This window comes from Mucilaginibacter sp. UYNi724, assembly GCF_054057495.1.
In genome coordinates this window covers 50,892-65,617 of record NZ_JBSRZI010000003.1, presented here as the reverse complement: position 1 = coordinate 65,617, position 14,726 = coordinate 50,892, and the positions used below count along the sequence as shown (strand labels likewise).

The following is a 14,726-nucleotide window of genomic DNA, read 5'->3' as shown; positions in this document are numbered from 1 at the left end:
CCTTAATTCGTTCCTTATAAGATCAGTTTTAGAAGCTAACTGGCAATTCTCCTTAAACGTAATATTAGTAATAATCAGCCATTTTTTTGACATAGCATCCATTTTTGTTAAAACGATAACAAAAAAGCCTGTAGCTTATTAATAAACTACGGGCTGGCTACTTAAGTGATAATTATTTAAATGGCACTCCGTAAAACCCATTATTAATACGGCGACTTTAAACTATTAACAATGGTTACGGACAAGGGCCATTTTTGGTCCACGGGCCACCGCTAAATACTGATTTTAAGAATTAATAGCTTACGCTAAACTGGTCGCTTATGTTTTTAACCAGTAAAGTTTTTACCTTTTCTCCTTCAACAGGGTTTGATAAACCTGTCGGGTCAAATCTTGATATGGGAACCATTAGCGCCTCAAAGCCGGTTTCGGCCTTGGTTTGCTTACCGTTTAGTTTTATGGCAGCGCCATCGCCAAAACCATGCATTACCAATTTGATGTTATTGAATTTAGATTTACCGGAGCCTTCCACTTTGGCAAACGAGATGGTTTTCTTACCTGCATCATAAGTGATGGCGCGCTTGTAAAATTCGCCTTTTTCATAGTTAAAGGTTTCGCCGTCGTCTTCGTAATAAACAAACCTGTTATTTACATCGCCTTTGTAAATGTGTACATAAAGGGTGTCTGTAGGTTTTTCAACCGTGGTTTGGATCTGCGATTGCATTGGAATAATGCTACTCTCTTTTACATAAACAGGTAATTGAGAAATGCCCAGGTCCATCGCCACTTTTTGGTTTCCCTGCTGCACCTGGCCGTTGTAAAGATTGTACCATTTACCTGCCGGGAAGTAAAGTTTACCATAGTTGGTTACCCCATCAAACGGAAACACCAGAAACGATTTACCAAACATGTATTGGTTTTCGTACTGGCCGTTGTACACGTTCTCATCATGCGTGTAATCTATTGTAAGCGAGCGCATAATTGGGCTGCCGCTTTGGGTAGCATCGTAAAAGCTCGAATACAGGTATGGCAGTAAACGGTAACGCAGGTTAATATAGTTACGGGTTATCTCTAACACCTCCTCGCCGTAGGCCCAAGGCTCTGATGCTTTTGAGTTGATACCCGAGTGGTTACGCATGTACGGGTTAAATGCGCCGATCTGCATCCAGCGGGCGTATAATGATGGTGATGCACCACCGGTAAAACCGCCGATATCCATACCGGCAAATGGAACGCCGCTTAAACCAAGGCTGTTCATTAACCTTACGCCTAACAGCATATGGTCGTTCTCGGCGCGGTTGTCACCTGTCCAAATAGCGGCGTAACGTTGCAAACCTGCATAGCCGGAACGGGTTAATATGAACGGGCGCTTGTTATCACGCGCCGCCTTAAAACCCTCATAACTCGCACGGATCATTTCCAAACCATACACGTTATGGATTTGCGGGTGCGACGCCATTTTACCTTCGTAATTGAACATTATGTTATCCGGCGCTTTTTGGCCCCAGGTGCTAAACTCGTTCATATCGTTCCAAATTCCGCTTACGCCTTCGGCAGCATATTTCTTCAGTTCGCTGCCCCACCATGCGCGGCCTTTAGGGTTTGTAAAATCGGGGAAGTTACACCAACCAGGCCAAACCTGGCCTGTGTAGTTGCTACCATCGGGGTACTTGGCAAAAATATCTTCTTTAAGTCCACGCTCATAAACGCCGTAGCCCTTTTCCTCCTTAATTCCAGGGTCAACAATCAAAGTAACCTTAAAGCCGGTATTGTTTAGCTTTTTGATCATGGCAGCTGGGTCGGGGAAACGGTTGGCATCCCAGGTAAATACCTTGTATTTATCCATGTAGTGAATATCTAATGTAATACCATCTGCCGGGATCTTTTTCTCGCGCAGGGTTTGTACTATACGCATCACCTCCGCCTCGGGGTAGTAGCTGTAGCGGTTTTGCTGGTAGCCAAGGCTCCAAAGCGGTGGCATTTTCATTAAACCCGTAAGCGATGTGTAGGATTTGATTATATCGGCAATGTGGCTGTTGTAAACAAAGTAGTAGTTCATCTCCCCACCTTTGGCACCAAATGATGAGAACCTGTTATTGCTGGCGCCGAAGTTAAAATCAGATTGCCAGGTGTTATCAAAAAAGATCCCGTACTGCACATTATGGTGCACCCCTATATAAAATGGAATAGTGGAGTAAATAGGATCCTGCCCCGTTGTGTAAGCGTAAGTATCGCTATTCCAGTGCGTGTAAGCATTTCCTTTCCTATCCAGCGGACCTGTTTTTTCACCAAGGCCTATAAAGTGCTCGTTATCCTGCATGTGCTTGTAGGTTGTAACGGATTCGTTTACCCATGAGGTGGTTAAACCTGCTTCATCCTGGTTAATTACCTCGCCCGCAAGTGTGCTGAAGGTTACCTGGTAAGGATTTTTGCGGATGTTAACCTTTAACGAGTCGGTGGTAAGGTTTATCTCGTCGTTATTTTGGCTGATGTTTACCTTGGTTTTTGTGGGTTCGCTAATTACCGCGTACGAAAAATCTGCCGCCTGTTTTTGCTTATCCATACGCACCCTTATAATATTAGGGCTGTACACGGTAAGCTTTACAAAAGCATTTTCGGTAGTGATGTCCACATCCTGGTTGTTTACGGTCACGGCGGTTACCTTGCCAACCTGCTTTATAGGGCTTTGGGCAAATAAGAATTGGGCACAAGCCGTAAAAATTATGGCAAGGGCAATGCAACGATTTAATTTCATGTTTTTATCGAACGGTTTAGCAAAGGTTTATTAAACAGCTTAGGCCTGTTTAATACCGGTGGGTATTGGTACCTACCCCGGATTATTTGCTGAAATTAAAACAGATTTACCACGCTGCATCTTAATATAGATCGGCGTAAATATTTTATAAACTAAAAACCCCCTAATTATTAAAATTAGAGGGTTTTGGGAGGTTTGAATGGCTAAAAATATAAGGCTAAATATTAACGCCTGTATAAGCCAGGAGATCAATAATCTGCCAATACGATGATGTTATCGCTAATAGGGCGTATTTTTTCCACGCCTTTTAAAAAGCTTAAACCTACAACAAAACTAAAGCCTGCAACTATGCCGCCCATGTCCTGGATCAGTTCGCTGGTGGCCGTAACGGTGCCGCCGGTTGCCAGCAGGTCGTCGTGGATAAGGATGCGATCGCCCGGGTTAAAGGCATCGGTATGTATCTCTATAGTCGCAGTGCCGTACTCCAATTCGTAAACCTTTTGGTTAACGGTATGCGGCAGCTTACCCGCTTTACGAACGGGTATAAAAGGCACACCCAGTTTAGTGGCCAGTGACAGGCCGAACAAAAACCCGCGGCTTTCTACCCCTGCAATGGCATCTATCTGCATATCTTTTATCTGCTCTAAAAAGGCATCGTTTATTTTAGTACAAAGCTCCGGGTCTTTCAGTATCGGGGTGATATCTTTAAAGATAATACCCGGTTTTGGGAAATCATGAATATCACGGATAGCGGTCTTGATCTGCTGCTCTATCATTTATAAATTATATAGGGTTCAATTTTACGCAAAATATTGGCATCTATAATGGCGATGTTCTCCAAATCGTTGATAGCGGCGTAATTGCCGTGCTGGTTTCTATATTCAATTATGGCATTCACCTGCTTGTAGTTTAAGTATGGCATAAGCCTTAGCTTGTCAAAAGAAATGGTGTTGATATTTATCTTACGGATGCGGGCGGTATCAAGCCTTACCTGCCCTTTTATCTCGTCGTATTTAAGGTTATCCATCCCAAATACTTCTTTTAGTTGTTCTTTACTGATAAATCCGCCAAGCCGCTCGCGATAGTAAATGATTCGTTTAGCATACGCCCCTCCTATCCCGTTAATGGTGGTTAACTTTGCCGAATCTGCCGAATTCAGTTCCAATACAACATTGGGCTGTGCTTTTTCATCCGGGATGACAATGAATGGTGCGAGGCGAGCGTAGTCTACCTTAGTTAAGCCATAGATCTTTTGTAAATCCTCGGCCTTGCGGAACCTGCCGCCTTTTGTTGCGTAATTTTTGATGATGGCGGCCTGTTTCGCGGTAATGCCCAGCAGTTGCCAGTCACCTGCCGAAATTGTGTTAGGATCGAACTTAAACAGGTCGTTTTTTGGTAATTTAGAGTCGTTTAAAAGTCGCGGATTGGCGTGATTTAACGCTGCAAGATCGGCATTAAACTCAGTAACATTTATTGTACTATCTTTGTGATACCATTGATAAACGTAGGGCGCAGCCAGCACAACGGCAATCAATAACAGCAGCACAACCATACCGTTCCATTCTTTTTTGGTAAAGGATATGTAATTTTTGAACTGCGTTTTCATTATGATGGTTACAAAGCCGTTAAATTAATAATTTCTGAGACTTTTATTGTGTTAATTACAGCATGAAAATTATAACCACCGAAGAGTTTGCCAAAGCCACCAAACTGGACACCTTAAAAATGCCCGGGTTAGCATCTATGTTGATGGAGCTGATGAAAATTAACCAGGTGAACGACCTTTTCGCGCAAGCCCAGCCTAAACAAGGCCCCGAGTTTGTGGATGCCATTTTAAAAGGCTGTGGTATAGAAATAGAATTTGATGAGCGTGAACTGAGGCATATCCCAAAAGATGGCGCTTTTATCGCGATAGCAAACCACCCCTACGGTGGAATAGAAGGGTTAATACTGTTGAAGATCCTGACCATGGCAAGGCCTGATGCCAAGTTAATGGCGAACTTCTTGCTGAAGAAGATCCCTAACCTAAGCGATTACTTTATTGCTGTAAATCCATTTGAGAATGTGGAGCATTCATCCAGTATCAGCGGATTAAAGAATACACTCGCACTGCTCAATAACGGCACGCCTATCGGTATTTTCCCTGCCGGGGAGGTATCTACTTTTAAGCTTGAAAAAAGGGAGATAACTGACCGCCTTTGGCACCCTGTTGTGGGTAAGATCATAGCCAAGGCCAAAGTGCCTGTAGTGCCAATTTACTTCCATGGCAACAATGGATTGTTATTCAACCTGCTGAGCATGATACACCCCGCCCTGCGCACAGCTAAGCTACCATCAGAGCTATTTAACAAACAAGGGCAAACCATTAAGCTGCGCATCGGCAAACCTATTAAGATCGAGGATATCCCCGATAACAATAACAGCGCAAAGATCCTCAACTTCCTTCGTGCCAAAACCTATGCCCTTGGTGCAGGGTTGGATGAAGAAAAGAAATTATTTAACCCGCGCAACCTGTTCAAAATAAAGAAACTGCCCGAGGCTATTGTTCCCGAAACATCTGCCGCCAAATTAGAGAAAGAGGTTGACGGCCTGCGCGAGAATTACAAAGTTTGGACGGAGAAGTACTACGAAGTTTACATCACCCCTACATCGCAGATCCCGACGGTGATACGTGAGATTGGCCGCCTGCGGGAGATAACCTTCCGCGAGGTTGGTGAGGGTACAAACAAAGCTACCGACCTTGACGAATACGACATTTATTACCATCACCTTTTCATATGGGATACTGAGGCTAAACGCATTGTAGGCGCCTACCGCATAGGCCTTGGCGACGAGATATTTTATGGCGTTGGTAAAAAAGGCTTTTACATAAACGAACTATTTAAGATAAAAGAGCAGTTTACGCCCGTGCTTAAGAAAAGCCTGGAGCTTGGCCGCTCGTGGATCCGTAAGGAATACCAATTAAAACCTTTGCCCCTGTTCCTCCTTTGGAAAGGCATCCTGAAGTTTGTGATAGATAATCCTCGCTATCGCTACCTGATAGGCCCGGTGAGCATCAGCAATTCGTTCTCGCAGTTCAGCAAATCGCTTATTGTGGATTACATTAACCGCAACCATTTCGATCATGAGATGGCGCAGTATGTTAAACCGCGCAAAAAGTTCAAGGTTAATTTTGAGAATATAGATACTGACCTGTTGATGTCGGCAGGTGATAGTTTTAAGGGCCTGGATAACCTGATATCGGAAGTGGAAACGCACAACATGAAAGTTCCCGTGCTGCTTCGACAGTACCTGATGCTAAACGCCAATATCATCAGCTTTAACATCGACCCTAAATTTGCCGATTGCCTGGATGGTTTCCTGGTATTAGACCTTGAGAAAGTACCGCAGGATATTCTGGAGAAATTAGGGAAGAACCTGTAACCGGGATTGAAGAAATTTTATCAATTATTGGATTTTGATTTGCCCATTTAACTTTTGCCGTCCGTCCGTTTCTTAGTACTGTTTCCATGAGACAGAAAGCGGACAATCAATCATTGCCGTTGGCTGAAGCCATGCCCATCAATCTCACATTCCGTCAGCTAAAGCAGACGGCAATGAAAACCCTTACCAATAATTATCTTAATACCTTAATCCAAACCTTTGGGTAAGCTTGTAAAACACCCATAGCGGGGTTATGTGCGCCAGTTTGGTATCGTCATTAAAAGATTGCTCGTTGCCTTCTATTTTGCCGCCGATGTACTGGCCCGCAAGAGAGATCATCAGGATGGCTACGCTGATAACGCTTAACTCTGCACCGCCCGCTTTTTCGTAAACTTCCAGCTGCATAATGCCATAGCTTAACCCAAAGAACAAAAACAGCGCGAAGTACGACAACAACGGCGATAACTTTAAATAGTAGTAGATACCGAACGCGATGATGAATGACGCCCAGTTGAAATAACCGTTATATTTGCCTATAAAACCAATACGCGGGAAAGGGATAGCCCATGCCATCCCCAATATGCCCAGCACCATCAGCGGTACAAAAAAATAATGCATCAGCTGGTTTGTTGGGTTTTGATGGCTGGCATCTAAACGCTTAAAATAAACGTCTATCTTGCGTTGGTCTGCCTGTTTAACAAGCGGGGTTTTAGTGTTTGGATGTTGCTTTCCCATAAAACAAAAAAGCCCTCTCCTATGTGAGAGAGGGCTTATATAAGCTTATTATTAATTACTTGGCAAACGCTACCGAACGGGTTTCCCTTATAACGGTAACCTTTATTTGACCAGGGTAGGTCATTTCTGTTTGGATGCGGTTTGATATATCTGCTGCCAGGATCTCTGATTGTGCATCACTGATCTTTTCGCTTTCTACCACAACACGTAACTCACGGCCTGCCTGTATAGCAAATGTTTTTTCCACACCGGGGTATGATAATGCAAGTTCCTCAAGCTCTTTTAAGCGCTTGATATAACCTTCTACCACTTCGCGCCTTGCGCCCGGCCTTGCGCCTGATATAGCGTCACAAACCTGTATTATTGGCGATAGCATGGATGTCATTTCCACCTCATCGTGGTGGGCGCCAATGGCGTTACACACTTCAGGATGTTCCTTATATTTTTCGGCAAGCTGCATACCCAAAATAGCGTGTGGCAATTCGGGGTTGTCATCGGGTACTTTACCAATATCGTGCAGTAAGCCTGCGCGTTTAGCAAGCTTTACGTTCAAGCCCAATTCTGCTGCCATGGTGGCACAAAAGTTGGCCACCTCGCGCGAGTGCTGTAACAGGTTTTGCCCGTATGACGAGCGGTAACGCATACGCCCTACCATCCTGATCAGCTCGGGGTGAAGCCCGGTTATACCCAGATCGATAACGGTACGCTCGCCTATCTCAACAATTTCTTCTTCTATTTGCTTTTTGGTTTTGGCAACAACCTCTTCGATACGTGCGGGGTGGATGCGTCCGTCCGTTACCAGGCGGTGCATTGCCAGACGGGCTATCTCGCGGCGGACAGGGTCGAAACCTGACAGAATAATCGCCTCGGGGGTATCATCCACAATAATTTCGATACCGGTTGCTGCTTCCAGCGCACGGATGTTACGGCCTTCACGACCGATTATACGACCTTTGATCTCGTCGTTCTCGATGTTGAAGATAGATACCGTATTCTCGATAGCGCTCTCTGTAGCGGTACGCTGGATGGTTTGAATAACTATCTTTTTAGCCTCTTTGTTAGCGGTTAACTTGGCTTCGTCAACAATATCCTTTATCTGTGCCATAGCCTTGCTGCGTGCTTCCTCGCGCAGGTTATCCACTAATTGATCACGTGCCTCATCTGCTGATAAACCGGCAATGGTTTCCAACTGCTGTACGTGCTGGTTCTTAAGAATGTCAACCTCTTCCTGTTTCTTCACCAGGATATCGGTTTGGGTTTCCAGCTTTTTACGCGCGTTATCCACTTCCGTTTCTTTACGGGTCATGTTCTCCAGCTTCTGGTTAAAAGATTGCTCTTTTTGTTTGATGCCGTTCTCGCGTTGGTTTAATACGTTATTTTTAGCATTTACTTCCTGCTCGTGCTCGGCTTTCATCTGCAAAAACTTCTCTTTTGCTTCAAGCTGGCGGTTCTTTTTCAGTATCTCGGCATTATTCTCAGCATCTTTCAAGATCTTTTTTACCTTGTTCTGAGCGTTTACTTCCTGGTCTTTAAAGAGTTTACGTAGCAGGAAACGCCCTATGACAATTCCTGTTGGGATGCCCGCGAGCAGCCCAATAATGATGTATAATATGATGTTCATTGGTTATTTAGGTTATAAAATAAAAAAACCGCAACTAAACTTCTAAGTGATCATGTATTGTTAAAACTTCTTGTCGGATGGAGTGGATCACGGGTTACCGTTAAATACACGATCAACGCATGCCTCTTTGTAATCCGAAGATATTGAAGCGTTAAGTTTTTAATAGTGAAAACTTAAAATTTAACTGCGGTTAAATCTTAATGGCTCTGTATATGTAAGAACGTTATTGTTTCGAAAAAAAATCGTTCAGTAAGTGATCCAGTTGATAAACCTTTTCTGCTACCTCGGTATCATCCGTAGTAACTTTTTTATCTGCCTTTAACGATGATGTTGCATAATGCAGCACACACATCGATAACAGATCCTGTTTATCCCTAACCGCGTAATTTTCCTGATATTCTTTTATACGGTCGTTGATCAGCTTAGCTGCTCGTCTTATAATTTCCTCTTCCTCCATGTTCACCTTTAAAGGGTAAACGCGGTCAGCAATATTTATTTTTATTGAGATTTCTCCCATTTGAGCTTTTCACTTTCTGTATTACTTCTTCAGCAATACAATACACTTATCTATTTCCTGCACAAAGTCGTTAATTTTTTGCTTAATGTCAACACTTTTCTCATTTGTTTCTGAAAACGACTTTGCCAGCTTTAACACACGAAGCTTTTCTTCGAGGTCCTTGGTCTTGTTTGTACTGGCTTTTAAAGCCACGTTTAATGCTTCACTTTCCAGTTTAAGCAGGTCATTTTCTTCCTGCAACGCAGCACAAAGCTCAATTAACCGCTCTGTTTTTTCTACAACCTTACTTAATTGTTCTGCTACTGAGGCCATTGTTTAATTAGTGATTTATTGAATTAGTGAATTAGTGATTGCTTTTATTTGCGACGTATTAAATTACCGATCTTTTATTTTAAATCACTAATTCAATCAATCGCTAAATCACTAATTACTTCTTATCTCCGCTCCTGCTTCTTTGCCTAAATTATAAATTAATTTCTGCATCACGGCATCAACTGCTTTATCTGTTAAGGTTTTTTCGGTATCCTGCAGCACAAAGCTTAACGCGTACGATTTTTTGCCCGCCGGCAGTTTATCGCCCTGGTAAACATCAAATACATTCACTTCTTTCAGCAGCTTCCTGTCCGTCCGTCCGGCTACCTGCTTCAACTGGCCGAAAGTTACGGCCGTATCTACCAGCATACTCAGATCCCTGCGCACCGCCGGGAACTTAGATACCTCCTGGTAAACGATCACATTCTTACGCACTGCGTTAAGCACCACGTCGAAGTTGAAATCGGCATAAAATACTTCCTTATCTACATCAACTTTCTTTAAAGCGTTAGAGCCTACCTGCCCAAATTTAACCAGTTGCTTGCCGTTCAGCATATACTGTAAGCCAAAGGCAAGCTTGCTGCAAGTGCTATCTTCTACAACCACGTCGGTTATTTTAAGGCGCTTAAGGATGCCATCAACAACAGCCTTTAAATTATAAAACGTTACCGGCTTTTGCTTCAGGTTCCATTGCTCGTTGGTGCCGGCACCGGTGATGAACACACTGAAACGCTGGGTTTCAATATACTTATCCTCTTTGGTGCTGTACACCTTGCCAAACTCGTAAAATTTAAGATCGGCGCTGCGGCGGTTTTGGTTGTAGGCAATGGCCTCCAGCCCCGAGTATAACAGGGTTTGGCGCATCGCATCCAGATCGCTGCTTAGCGGGTTCACTATCTTCACGGCTGCATCCGGGTTATCCGAGTAGCTTAATTTGGTAAGCGAGTTTGCCAGCATTTCATTAAAGCCGTTCGCGCTAAGCAAATCGGCAATTACGTTTTGCACGGTATCTTTTTCGGGGCGGATGGAGTTATTCAGCGATGCCCTGATTTGTGTAGGGATCTCGATATTGTTGTACCCATAAATACGTAGTATCTCTTCCACCACATCCACATCTCGGGTTACATCCACACGGTAAGGGGGCACTTCGAGCGATAGACCTTCGGCTGTTTCGTTAACAATCTTGATATCTAAAGCGGTAATAATGCTTTTGATGGTGTCGTTGCCAATGGCTTTGCCTATCAGCCTGTCTATGGTGTTATAAGTGGTCCCGACAGCAAACGCCGCTACCGGCTGCGGATAATGGTCAAATATATCAGACGTTACCTTACCACCCGCTACCTGCTGGATCAGCAAGGCCGCGCGTTTAAGGGCAAACACGGTCATATCCGGATCTGTACCGCGTTCAAAACGGAACGAGGCATCTGTCCTTAACCCAAACCTTTTTGATGTTTTACGCACCGCTACGGCGTTGAAATATGCGCTTTCTAAAAAGATCTCTGTAGTACTTTCGCTTACGCCGCTTTTTGCACCGCCAAACACACCGGCAATACACATGGGCTCGTCGGCATTGCATATCATCAGGTCGTCGGCGCTTAGCTTGCGGTCAATATCATCCAGCGTTTTAAATACAGTTCCTTCTGCTACATTTTTTACAATAACCTGGTTGCCTGTTATAGCAGCGGCATCAAAAGCGTGCAGGGGTTGCCCAAGTTCGTGCAGTACATAGTTGGTAACGTCTACCACGTTGTTAATGCTGCGCACGCCTATCACGGCTAAACGCTCTTTTAACCAACCTGGCGACTCGCCTACCTTTATGCCCGATATAGTTAAACCCGAATACCTTGGTGCAGCAGTTTCGTTCTCTACAACAACCTGTATAGGGCTATCGGTGCTGTCCACCTTAAAGGCGCTCACATCGGGCTTTTTAATGCCAAGTTTCAGGAAGGCTGCAATATCCCTTGCCGTACCCAGGTGCGATGCCGCATCGGCACGGTTTGGGGTAAGGCCTATCTCGTACATGTAATCGTCGTTCAGCTTAAAGTAGTCTTTAGCTAATGTGCCTACGGCAACACCGGCATCAAGCACCATAATACCGGCATGGTCGTGGCCTAAGCCTATTTCATCCTCGGCACATATCATCCCTTCGGATACTTCACCCCTTATCTTCGATTTTTTAATGCTGAACGGCTCGCCAACGGTTGGGTAAATGGTTGTACCCACGGTTGCCACCACTACCTTTTGCCCTGCGGCAACATTATGCGCGCCGCAAACAATTTGCAGGTCTTCGCCCGTGCCTACATCTACCTTGGTAACGTGCAGGTGGTCGGAGTTAGCATGGTCTGCGCATTCTTTAACATAGCCTATCACCAGGCCTTCTAAACCGCCGGGGATAGCCTGCACCTTCTCCAGGCTCTCTACCTCTAAACCGGTACCTGTAAGTATGGTAGATAATTCCGCAGGGGTTTTATCTGTATCAATAAATTCTTTTAGCCAGTTATACGATATCTTCATTATAGCAGAATGATAATCGGCAAAGATAGGATTTGTTTTGATTTGAGATTTCAGATTTACGATTTTAGATATACCTTTTTTAGGCAATCCGCTGTCCGTCCGTTTACCTGTACCAACATCGGCGACAGCATCCGGACAATTGGTAAACCAACGCTGCTGCTGCTATTGCCCGGCAGCCCTGCTATGCGCTTATACTGCACAGGCCTTAGCCACAAGGCAGGTATCCGCCCCTATCAGGTTTAGTTGGGTTAAGTTTTTTGTCCGTCTGTTTCCTGTACCGGAAGTTACGAACATAAAGCGGACACCTTAAGCTTTTATATCTGATTGGCCGCACATGGCCGCATAGTGTCGCTCCCCCAGACGGACGGACACTTTAAGCCTGCACATCTTCTTGTTCGCTTTGTTCGCCCCCCTAAGCGGACGGGCAAGATTTCCTCCATGCTTTTTTTTGACAAGATTTTGATAATCAAACAATTATGCGTACATTTGTATCTCCCAACCCAATCATCTAAGGACTAAACTGTACAGCCATCTAATTTTATATGTATATATAAATATAGTAAGGGAGGGGTATTATATAAAACCGCGGGTTTATATCTTTTATCAGCAAAAAAAGAATGGCAGTAAATGGCTATGGGATAAAAAAGCGAAGAGGTAAAAGTTTGACGCCTAAGCAGTCTGTATTGGTAGAAGGGTTGTTAATATCGAGTACAGATAGAACAATGTGGTACATCCTGTCCGTCCGTTTACCTGTGCGAGCATCCCGAACATGGCGGACAAACCCACAAGCATTTTGTCCGTACCGTTCGGATACTATCGTTACCGAACGGTACGGACAAAACACTGGTTACTTACTCATCATCGCTGGTGCTGCTGTCATCATCATCCAGGTTAAGGGTGTATGAGGGCTCTGCGGCACTGTAAGCTTGGTTAGCCTGATCGGTTTCATCAGTTTCGCCAATATCTTCGTTGGTGTTATCAAAGCCATTGCCATGCACATCCTGCTGGCTCACCTGATCTTCGTTTTCTATTTGGCTCAATTGGTCGTCTTGTTGCAATTGGTCGTCTTGTTCTTCTGGTGAATTTATCATAGTTTATAGTTTTTAAGTTTTGTTTAGATAGAACACCCTACGCTAACACTTGTTTTGGCAATTAAACTAAATTAGCTTAAAAAAAAGATATTATTTTGTGAGGATATCAAACTTTTCATACACTTTTTGAGCCACCAGGTCGTACCCTTTGGCATTAAGGTGCAAGTCATCTATCCTTAACGAGGCTGGCGCAACATCTGCATCGTAACTCATTAGGTCGCTACTGCTGCCGGTGTTGTAACTGCCTATCAGATATGAGCGCACATCTACAAAATGATTGCCGTATGTTTCATCCAAATAGTTATTAAGACCGGCGAGAATGGCGTAAGACTTACCGCCTTTAAGTTCATCGGGGGTGTTTTTATTAAGAATACTTAATACCAGGTAATGCTGATGCTTCAGCTTACTTATCATTAAAGCAATATCTGCCTTAACCTGTTCGGGGTACCTGAAATTATTTCTACCCACCCAAATTATGATAGGATACTGATAAAGGTCGCTACTTTTTACCATTTCGGCAGCTATAGTATTGCTCTTGGCGCCGCTAACCCCTTTATTGATTATGCGTATACCCGTAAGGCGCTGCAACTCTTTGGGGTAGCTCTCCCCTCCTTTTACACCAAATGTAAGGCTATCGCCCCAGGCAACAATTGCTTTGCCATCTGCCAAACCGTCGTTTTTTGCGCAGCTGACAGCTACAAGCATCATCACAAATAACAAACAGATCTTGGTTTTCATTGATATTGGTTTTTATCAGATCATAGCAGCCCTTCATCCCCAAAGCTAAAATACCCGCTATCGGTTATAATAAGGTGATCCAGCACGTTAATATCCAGCATACGGCCTGCGTCGGCTATTTTTTTAGTAAGTACCAGGTCTTCACGGCTTGGTTTTAAATTACCCGAGGGATGGTTGTGCACCATGATAATGGCACTTGCCTGGTGCTGCAACGCCATGTGAAAGATGATCTTAGGGTCGGCAACGGTACCGCTTAAGCCACCTTTACTTACCAGTTCTTTAGCCAGTACTTTACTTGAACGCCCAATCAGCATGATCCAAAACTCCTCGTGGTTTAAATCTAACAAATGGCGGCGCATAATGTTGTAGCCATCGCGGCTGCTTTTTACTTCATCCAATACTTTAATTTCGGTATCGCCCCTGCGCCGTCCTATTTCAAGCGCAGCTATAATAGATATCGCCTTAGCCTCGCCTATTCCTTTAAACTTACACAACTCGCCAATGCTTGCCTTGCCAAGCTTATTAAGGTCGTTCTCGTAATGGTGCAGGATGCGTTTGCTTAGTTCAACCGCGCTTTCGTCGCGGCTGCCGCTGCCAATCAGTATGGCAATCAGTTCTGCATCGGTGAGGGCACGGCGGCCCTGCCCACTCAGCTTTTCGCGCGGTCGGTCTTCTTCGGCCCAGCTTTTAATACTTATTTTATTGGGGTAGTCTTCCACAGGGGGTAGGTTTCTAAACAACTAAAATAGAAAAAAATAGATCGATAAAAAAGGAATGATTTAACCAACCAAGCGCCAATTTTACTCACCCCGCGGCACTACGTGCGCGACTCTCTCTCTTCCCCTGCGGCGGAAAGAGGGTTAAAGCAGACTCATCCTATCCCATTTTTACTGGGTAAGAGTGAAACTTTTTGATTTTCTTTTTTCTCACCATCTTTGCGCAGCAGAGAGGGTCGGGCAGCGCAGCGAACCCGGGGTGAGTAAACTCATCAGCAGAAAATCTACCTCAACAAAAAAAGGGATA

General features: G+C 44.3%; 13 protein-coding genes. 2 read left to right on the top strand and 11 right to left on the bottom strand.

What is annotated here, in order from left to right; translation table 11 throughout:
- Positions 1 to 292 precede the first annotated feature (292 nt).
- From ACVW0P_RS05570 to ACVW0P_RS05560, 3 genes are all read right to left on the bottom strand, one after another.
- The gene (locus tag ACVW0P_RS05570) at positions 293 to 2,752 is read right to left on the bottom strand and encodes a glycoside hydrolase family 31 protein (RefSeq protein ID WP_457131203.1); all 2,460 of its coding nucleotides are present in this window, start codon (positions 2,750 to 2,752) and stop codon (positions 293 to 295) included.
- Positions 2,753 to 3,000: 248 nt separating this feature from the next.
- Entirely contained in the window at positions 3,001 to 3,528 is a 528-nt protein-coding gene (locus tag ACVW0P_RS05565; protein WP_457131202.1) for an adenine phosphoribosyltransferase, read from the bottom strand.
- Positions 3,525 to 4,358 carry a helix-hairpin-helix domain-containing protein gene (locus tag ACVW0P_RS05560; protein ID WP_457131201.1) on the bottom strand — a complete coding sequence of 278 codons (834 nt, stop codon included), beginning with the start codon at positions 4,356 to 4,358 and terminating at the stop codon, positions 3,525 to 3,527. Before ACVW0P_RS05560 ends, ACVW0P_RS05565 begins: the two co-directional genes overlap by 4 nt.
- Before the next feature lie 62 nt (positions 4,359 to 4,420).
- Between ACVW0P_RS05560 and ACVW0P_RS05555 the strand changes: the two genes are divergently transcribed.
- On the top strand, positions 4,421 to 6,175 hold the full coding sequence (locus ACVW0P_RS05555; RefSeq protein WP_457131200.1) for a lysophospholipid acyltransferase family protein: 1,755 nt from the start codon (positions 4,421 to 4,423) through the stop codon (positions 6,173 to 6,175).
- Between the two features lie 198 nt (positions 6,176 to 6,373).
- On the opposite strand, the gene ACVW0P_RS05550 is transcribed toward ACVW0P_RS05555, so the two are convergent.
- The 5 genes from ACVW0P_RS05550 to pheT form a co-directional block, all read right to left on the bottom strand.
- Positions 6,374 to 6,910 (bottom strand): Mpo1 family 2-hydroxy fatty acid dioxygenase, encoded by a 537-nt coding sequence (locus tag ACVW0P_RS05550; protein ID WP_457131199.1) that lies wholly within the window; start codon positions 6,908 to 6,910, stop codon positions 6,374 to 6,376.
- Between the two features lie 55 nt (positions 6,911 to 6,965).
- On the bottom strand, positions 6,966 to 8,531 hold the full coding sequence (gene rny / locus ACVW0P_RS05545) for a ribonuclease Y (protein ID WP_457131198.1): 1,566 nt from the start codon (positions 8,529 to 8,531) through the stop codon (positions 6,966 to 6,968).
- A gap of 223 nt (positions 8,532 to 8,754) precedes the next feature.
- Positions 8,755 to 9,048 carry a cell division protein ZapA gene (locus ACVW0P_RS05540; protein WP_121246295.1) on the bottom strand — a complete coding sequence of 98 codons (294 nt, stop codon included), beginning with the start codon at positions 9,046 to 9,048 and terminating at the stop codon, positions 8,755 to 8,757.
- 21 nt (positions 9,049 to 9,069) lie between these two features.
- A complete protein-coding gene (locus ACVW0P_RS05535) occupies positions 9,070 to 9,360 on the bottom strand; it encodes a hypothetical protein (RefSeq protein WP_252756349.1) in 291 nt (96 codons plus the stop codon).
- A gap of 111 nt (positions 9,361 to 9,471) precedes the next feature.
- Positions 9,472 to 11,874 (bottom strand): phenylalanine--tRNA ligase subunit beta, encoded by a 2,403-nt coding sequence (gene pheT, locus ACVW0P_RS05530; protein ID WP_457131197.1) that lies wholly within the window; start codon positions 11,872 to 11,874, stop codon positions 9,472 to 9,474.
- Positions 11,875 to 11,916: 42 nt separating this feature from the next.
- Here pheT and ACVW0P_RS05525 point away from each other — a divergent pair, with 42 nt between their 5' ends.
- Positions 11,917 to 12,117, top strand: coding sequence for a hypothetical protein (locus tag ACVW0P_RS05525; RefSeq protein ID WP_457131196.1), 201 nt, complete (start codon positions 11,917 to 11,919; stop codon positions 12,115 to 12,117).
- A gap of 608 nt (positions 12,118 to 12,725) precedes the next feature.
- Here ACVW0P_RS05525 and ACVW0P_RS05520 read toward each other — a convergent pair.
- The 3 genes from ACVW0P_RS05520 to radC all read right to left on the bottom strand — a co-directional run bounded on the left by ACVW0P_RS05520 (position 12,726) and on the right by radC (position 14,422).
- On the bottom strand, positions 12,726 to 12,965 hold the full coding sequence (locus tag ACVW0P_RS05520; RefSeq protein ID WP_354429394.1) for a hypothetical protein: 240 nt from the start codon (positions 12,963 to 12,965) through the stop codon (positions 12,726 to 12,728).
- Between the two features lie 90 nt (positions 12,966 to 13,055).
- A complete protein-coding gene (locus ACVW0P_RS05515) occupies positions 13,056 to 13,703 on the bottom strand; it encodes an SGNH/GDSL hydrolase family protein (protein ID WP_457131195.1) in 648 nt (215 codons plus the stop codon).
- A 20-nt stretch (positions 13,704 to 13,723) separates the two neighbouring features.
- A complete protein-coding gene (gene radC, locus ACVW0P_RS05510) occupies positions 13,724 to 14,422 on the bottom strand; it encodes a RadC family protein (RefSeq protein WP_457131194.1) in 699 nt (232 codons plus the stop codon).
- Positions 14,423 to 14,726: the final 304 nt, after the last annotated feature.

Bases quoted from the DNA above. Each gene is read 5' to 3' on its own strand.
- ACVW0P_RS05570 (WP_457131203.1), bottom strand. From the start codon at position 2,752: ATGAAATTAAATCGTTGCATTGCCCTTGCCATAATTTTTACGGCTTGT.
- ACVW0P_RS05565 (WP_457131202.1), bottom strand. From the start codon at position 3,528: ATGATAGAGCAGCAGATCAAGACCGCTATCCGTGATATTCATGATTTC.
- ACVW0P_RS05560 (WP_457131201.1), bottom strand. From the start codon at position 4,358: ATGAAAACGCAGTTCAAAAATTACATATCCTTTACCAAAAAAGAATGG.
- ACVW0P_RS05555 (WP_457131200.1), top strand. From the start codon at position 4,421: ATGAAAATTATAACCACCGAAGAGTTTGCCAAAGCCACCAAACTGGAC.
- ACVW0P_RS05550 (WP_457131199.1), bottom strand. From the start codon at position 6,910: ATGGGAAAGCAACATCCAAACACTAAAACCCCGCTTGTTAAACAGGCA.
- rny (WP_457131198.1), bottom strand. From the start codon at position 8,531: ATGAACATCATATTATACATCATTATTGGGCTGCTCGCGGGCATCCCA.
- ACVW0P_RS05540 (WP_121246295.1), bottom strand. From the start codon at position 9,048: ATGGGAGAAATCTCAATAAAAATAAATATTGCTGACCGCGTTTACCCT.
- ACVW0P_RS05535 (WP_252756349.1), bottom strand. From the start codon at position 9,360: ATGGCCTCAGTAGCAGAACAATTAAGTAAGGTTGTAGAAAAAACAGAG.
- pheT (WP_457131197.1), bottom strand. From the start codon at position 11,874: ATGAAGATATCGTATAACTGGCTAAAAGAATTTATTGATACAGATAAA.
- ACVW0P_RS05520 (WP_354429394.1), bottom strand. From the start codon at position 12,965: ATGATAAATTCACCAGAAGAACAAGACGACCAATTGCAACAAGACGAC.
- ACVW0P_RS05515 (WP_457131195.1), bottom strand. From the start codon at position 13,703: ATGAAAACCAAGATCTGTTTGTTATTTGTGATGATGCTTGTAGCTGTC.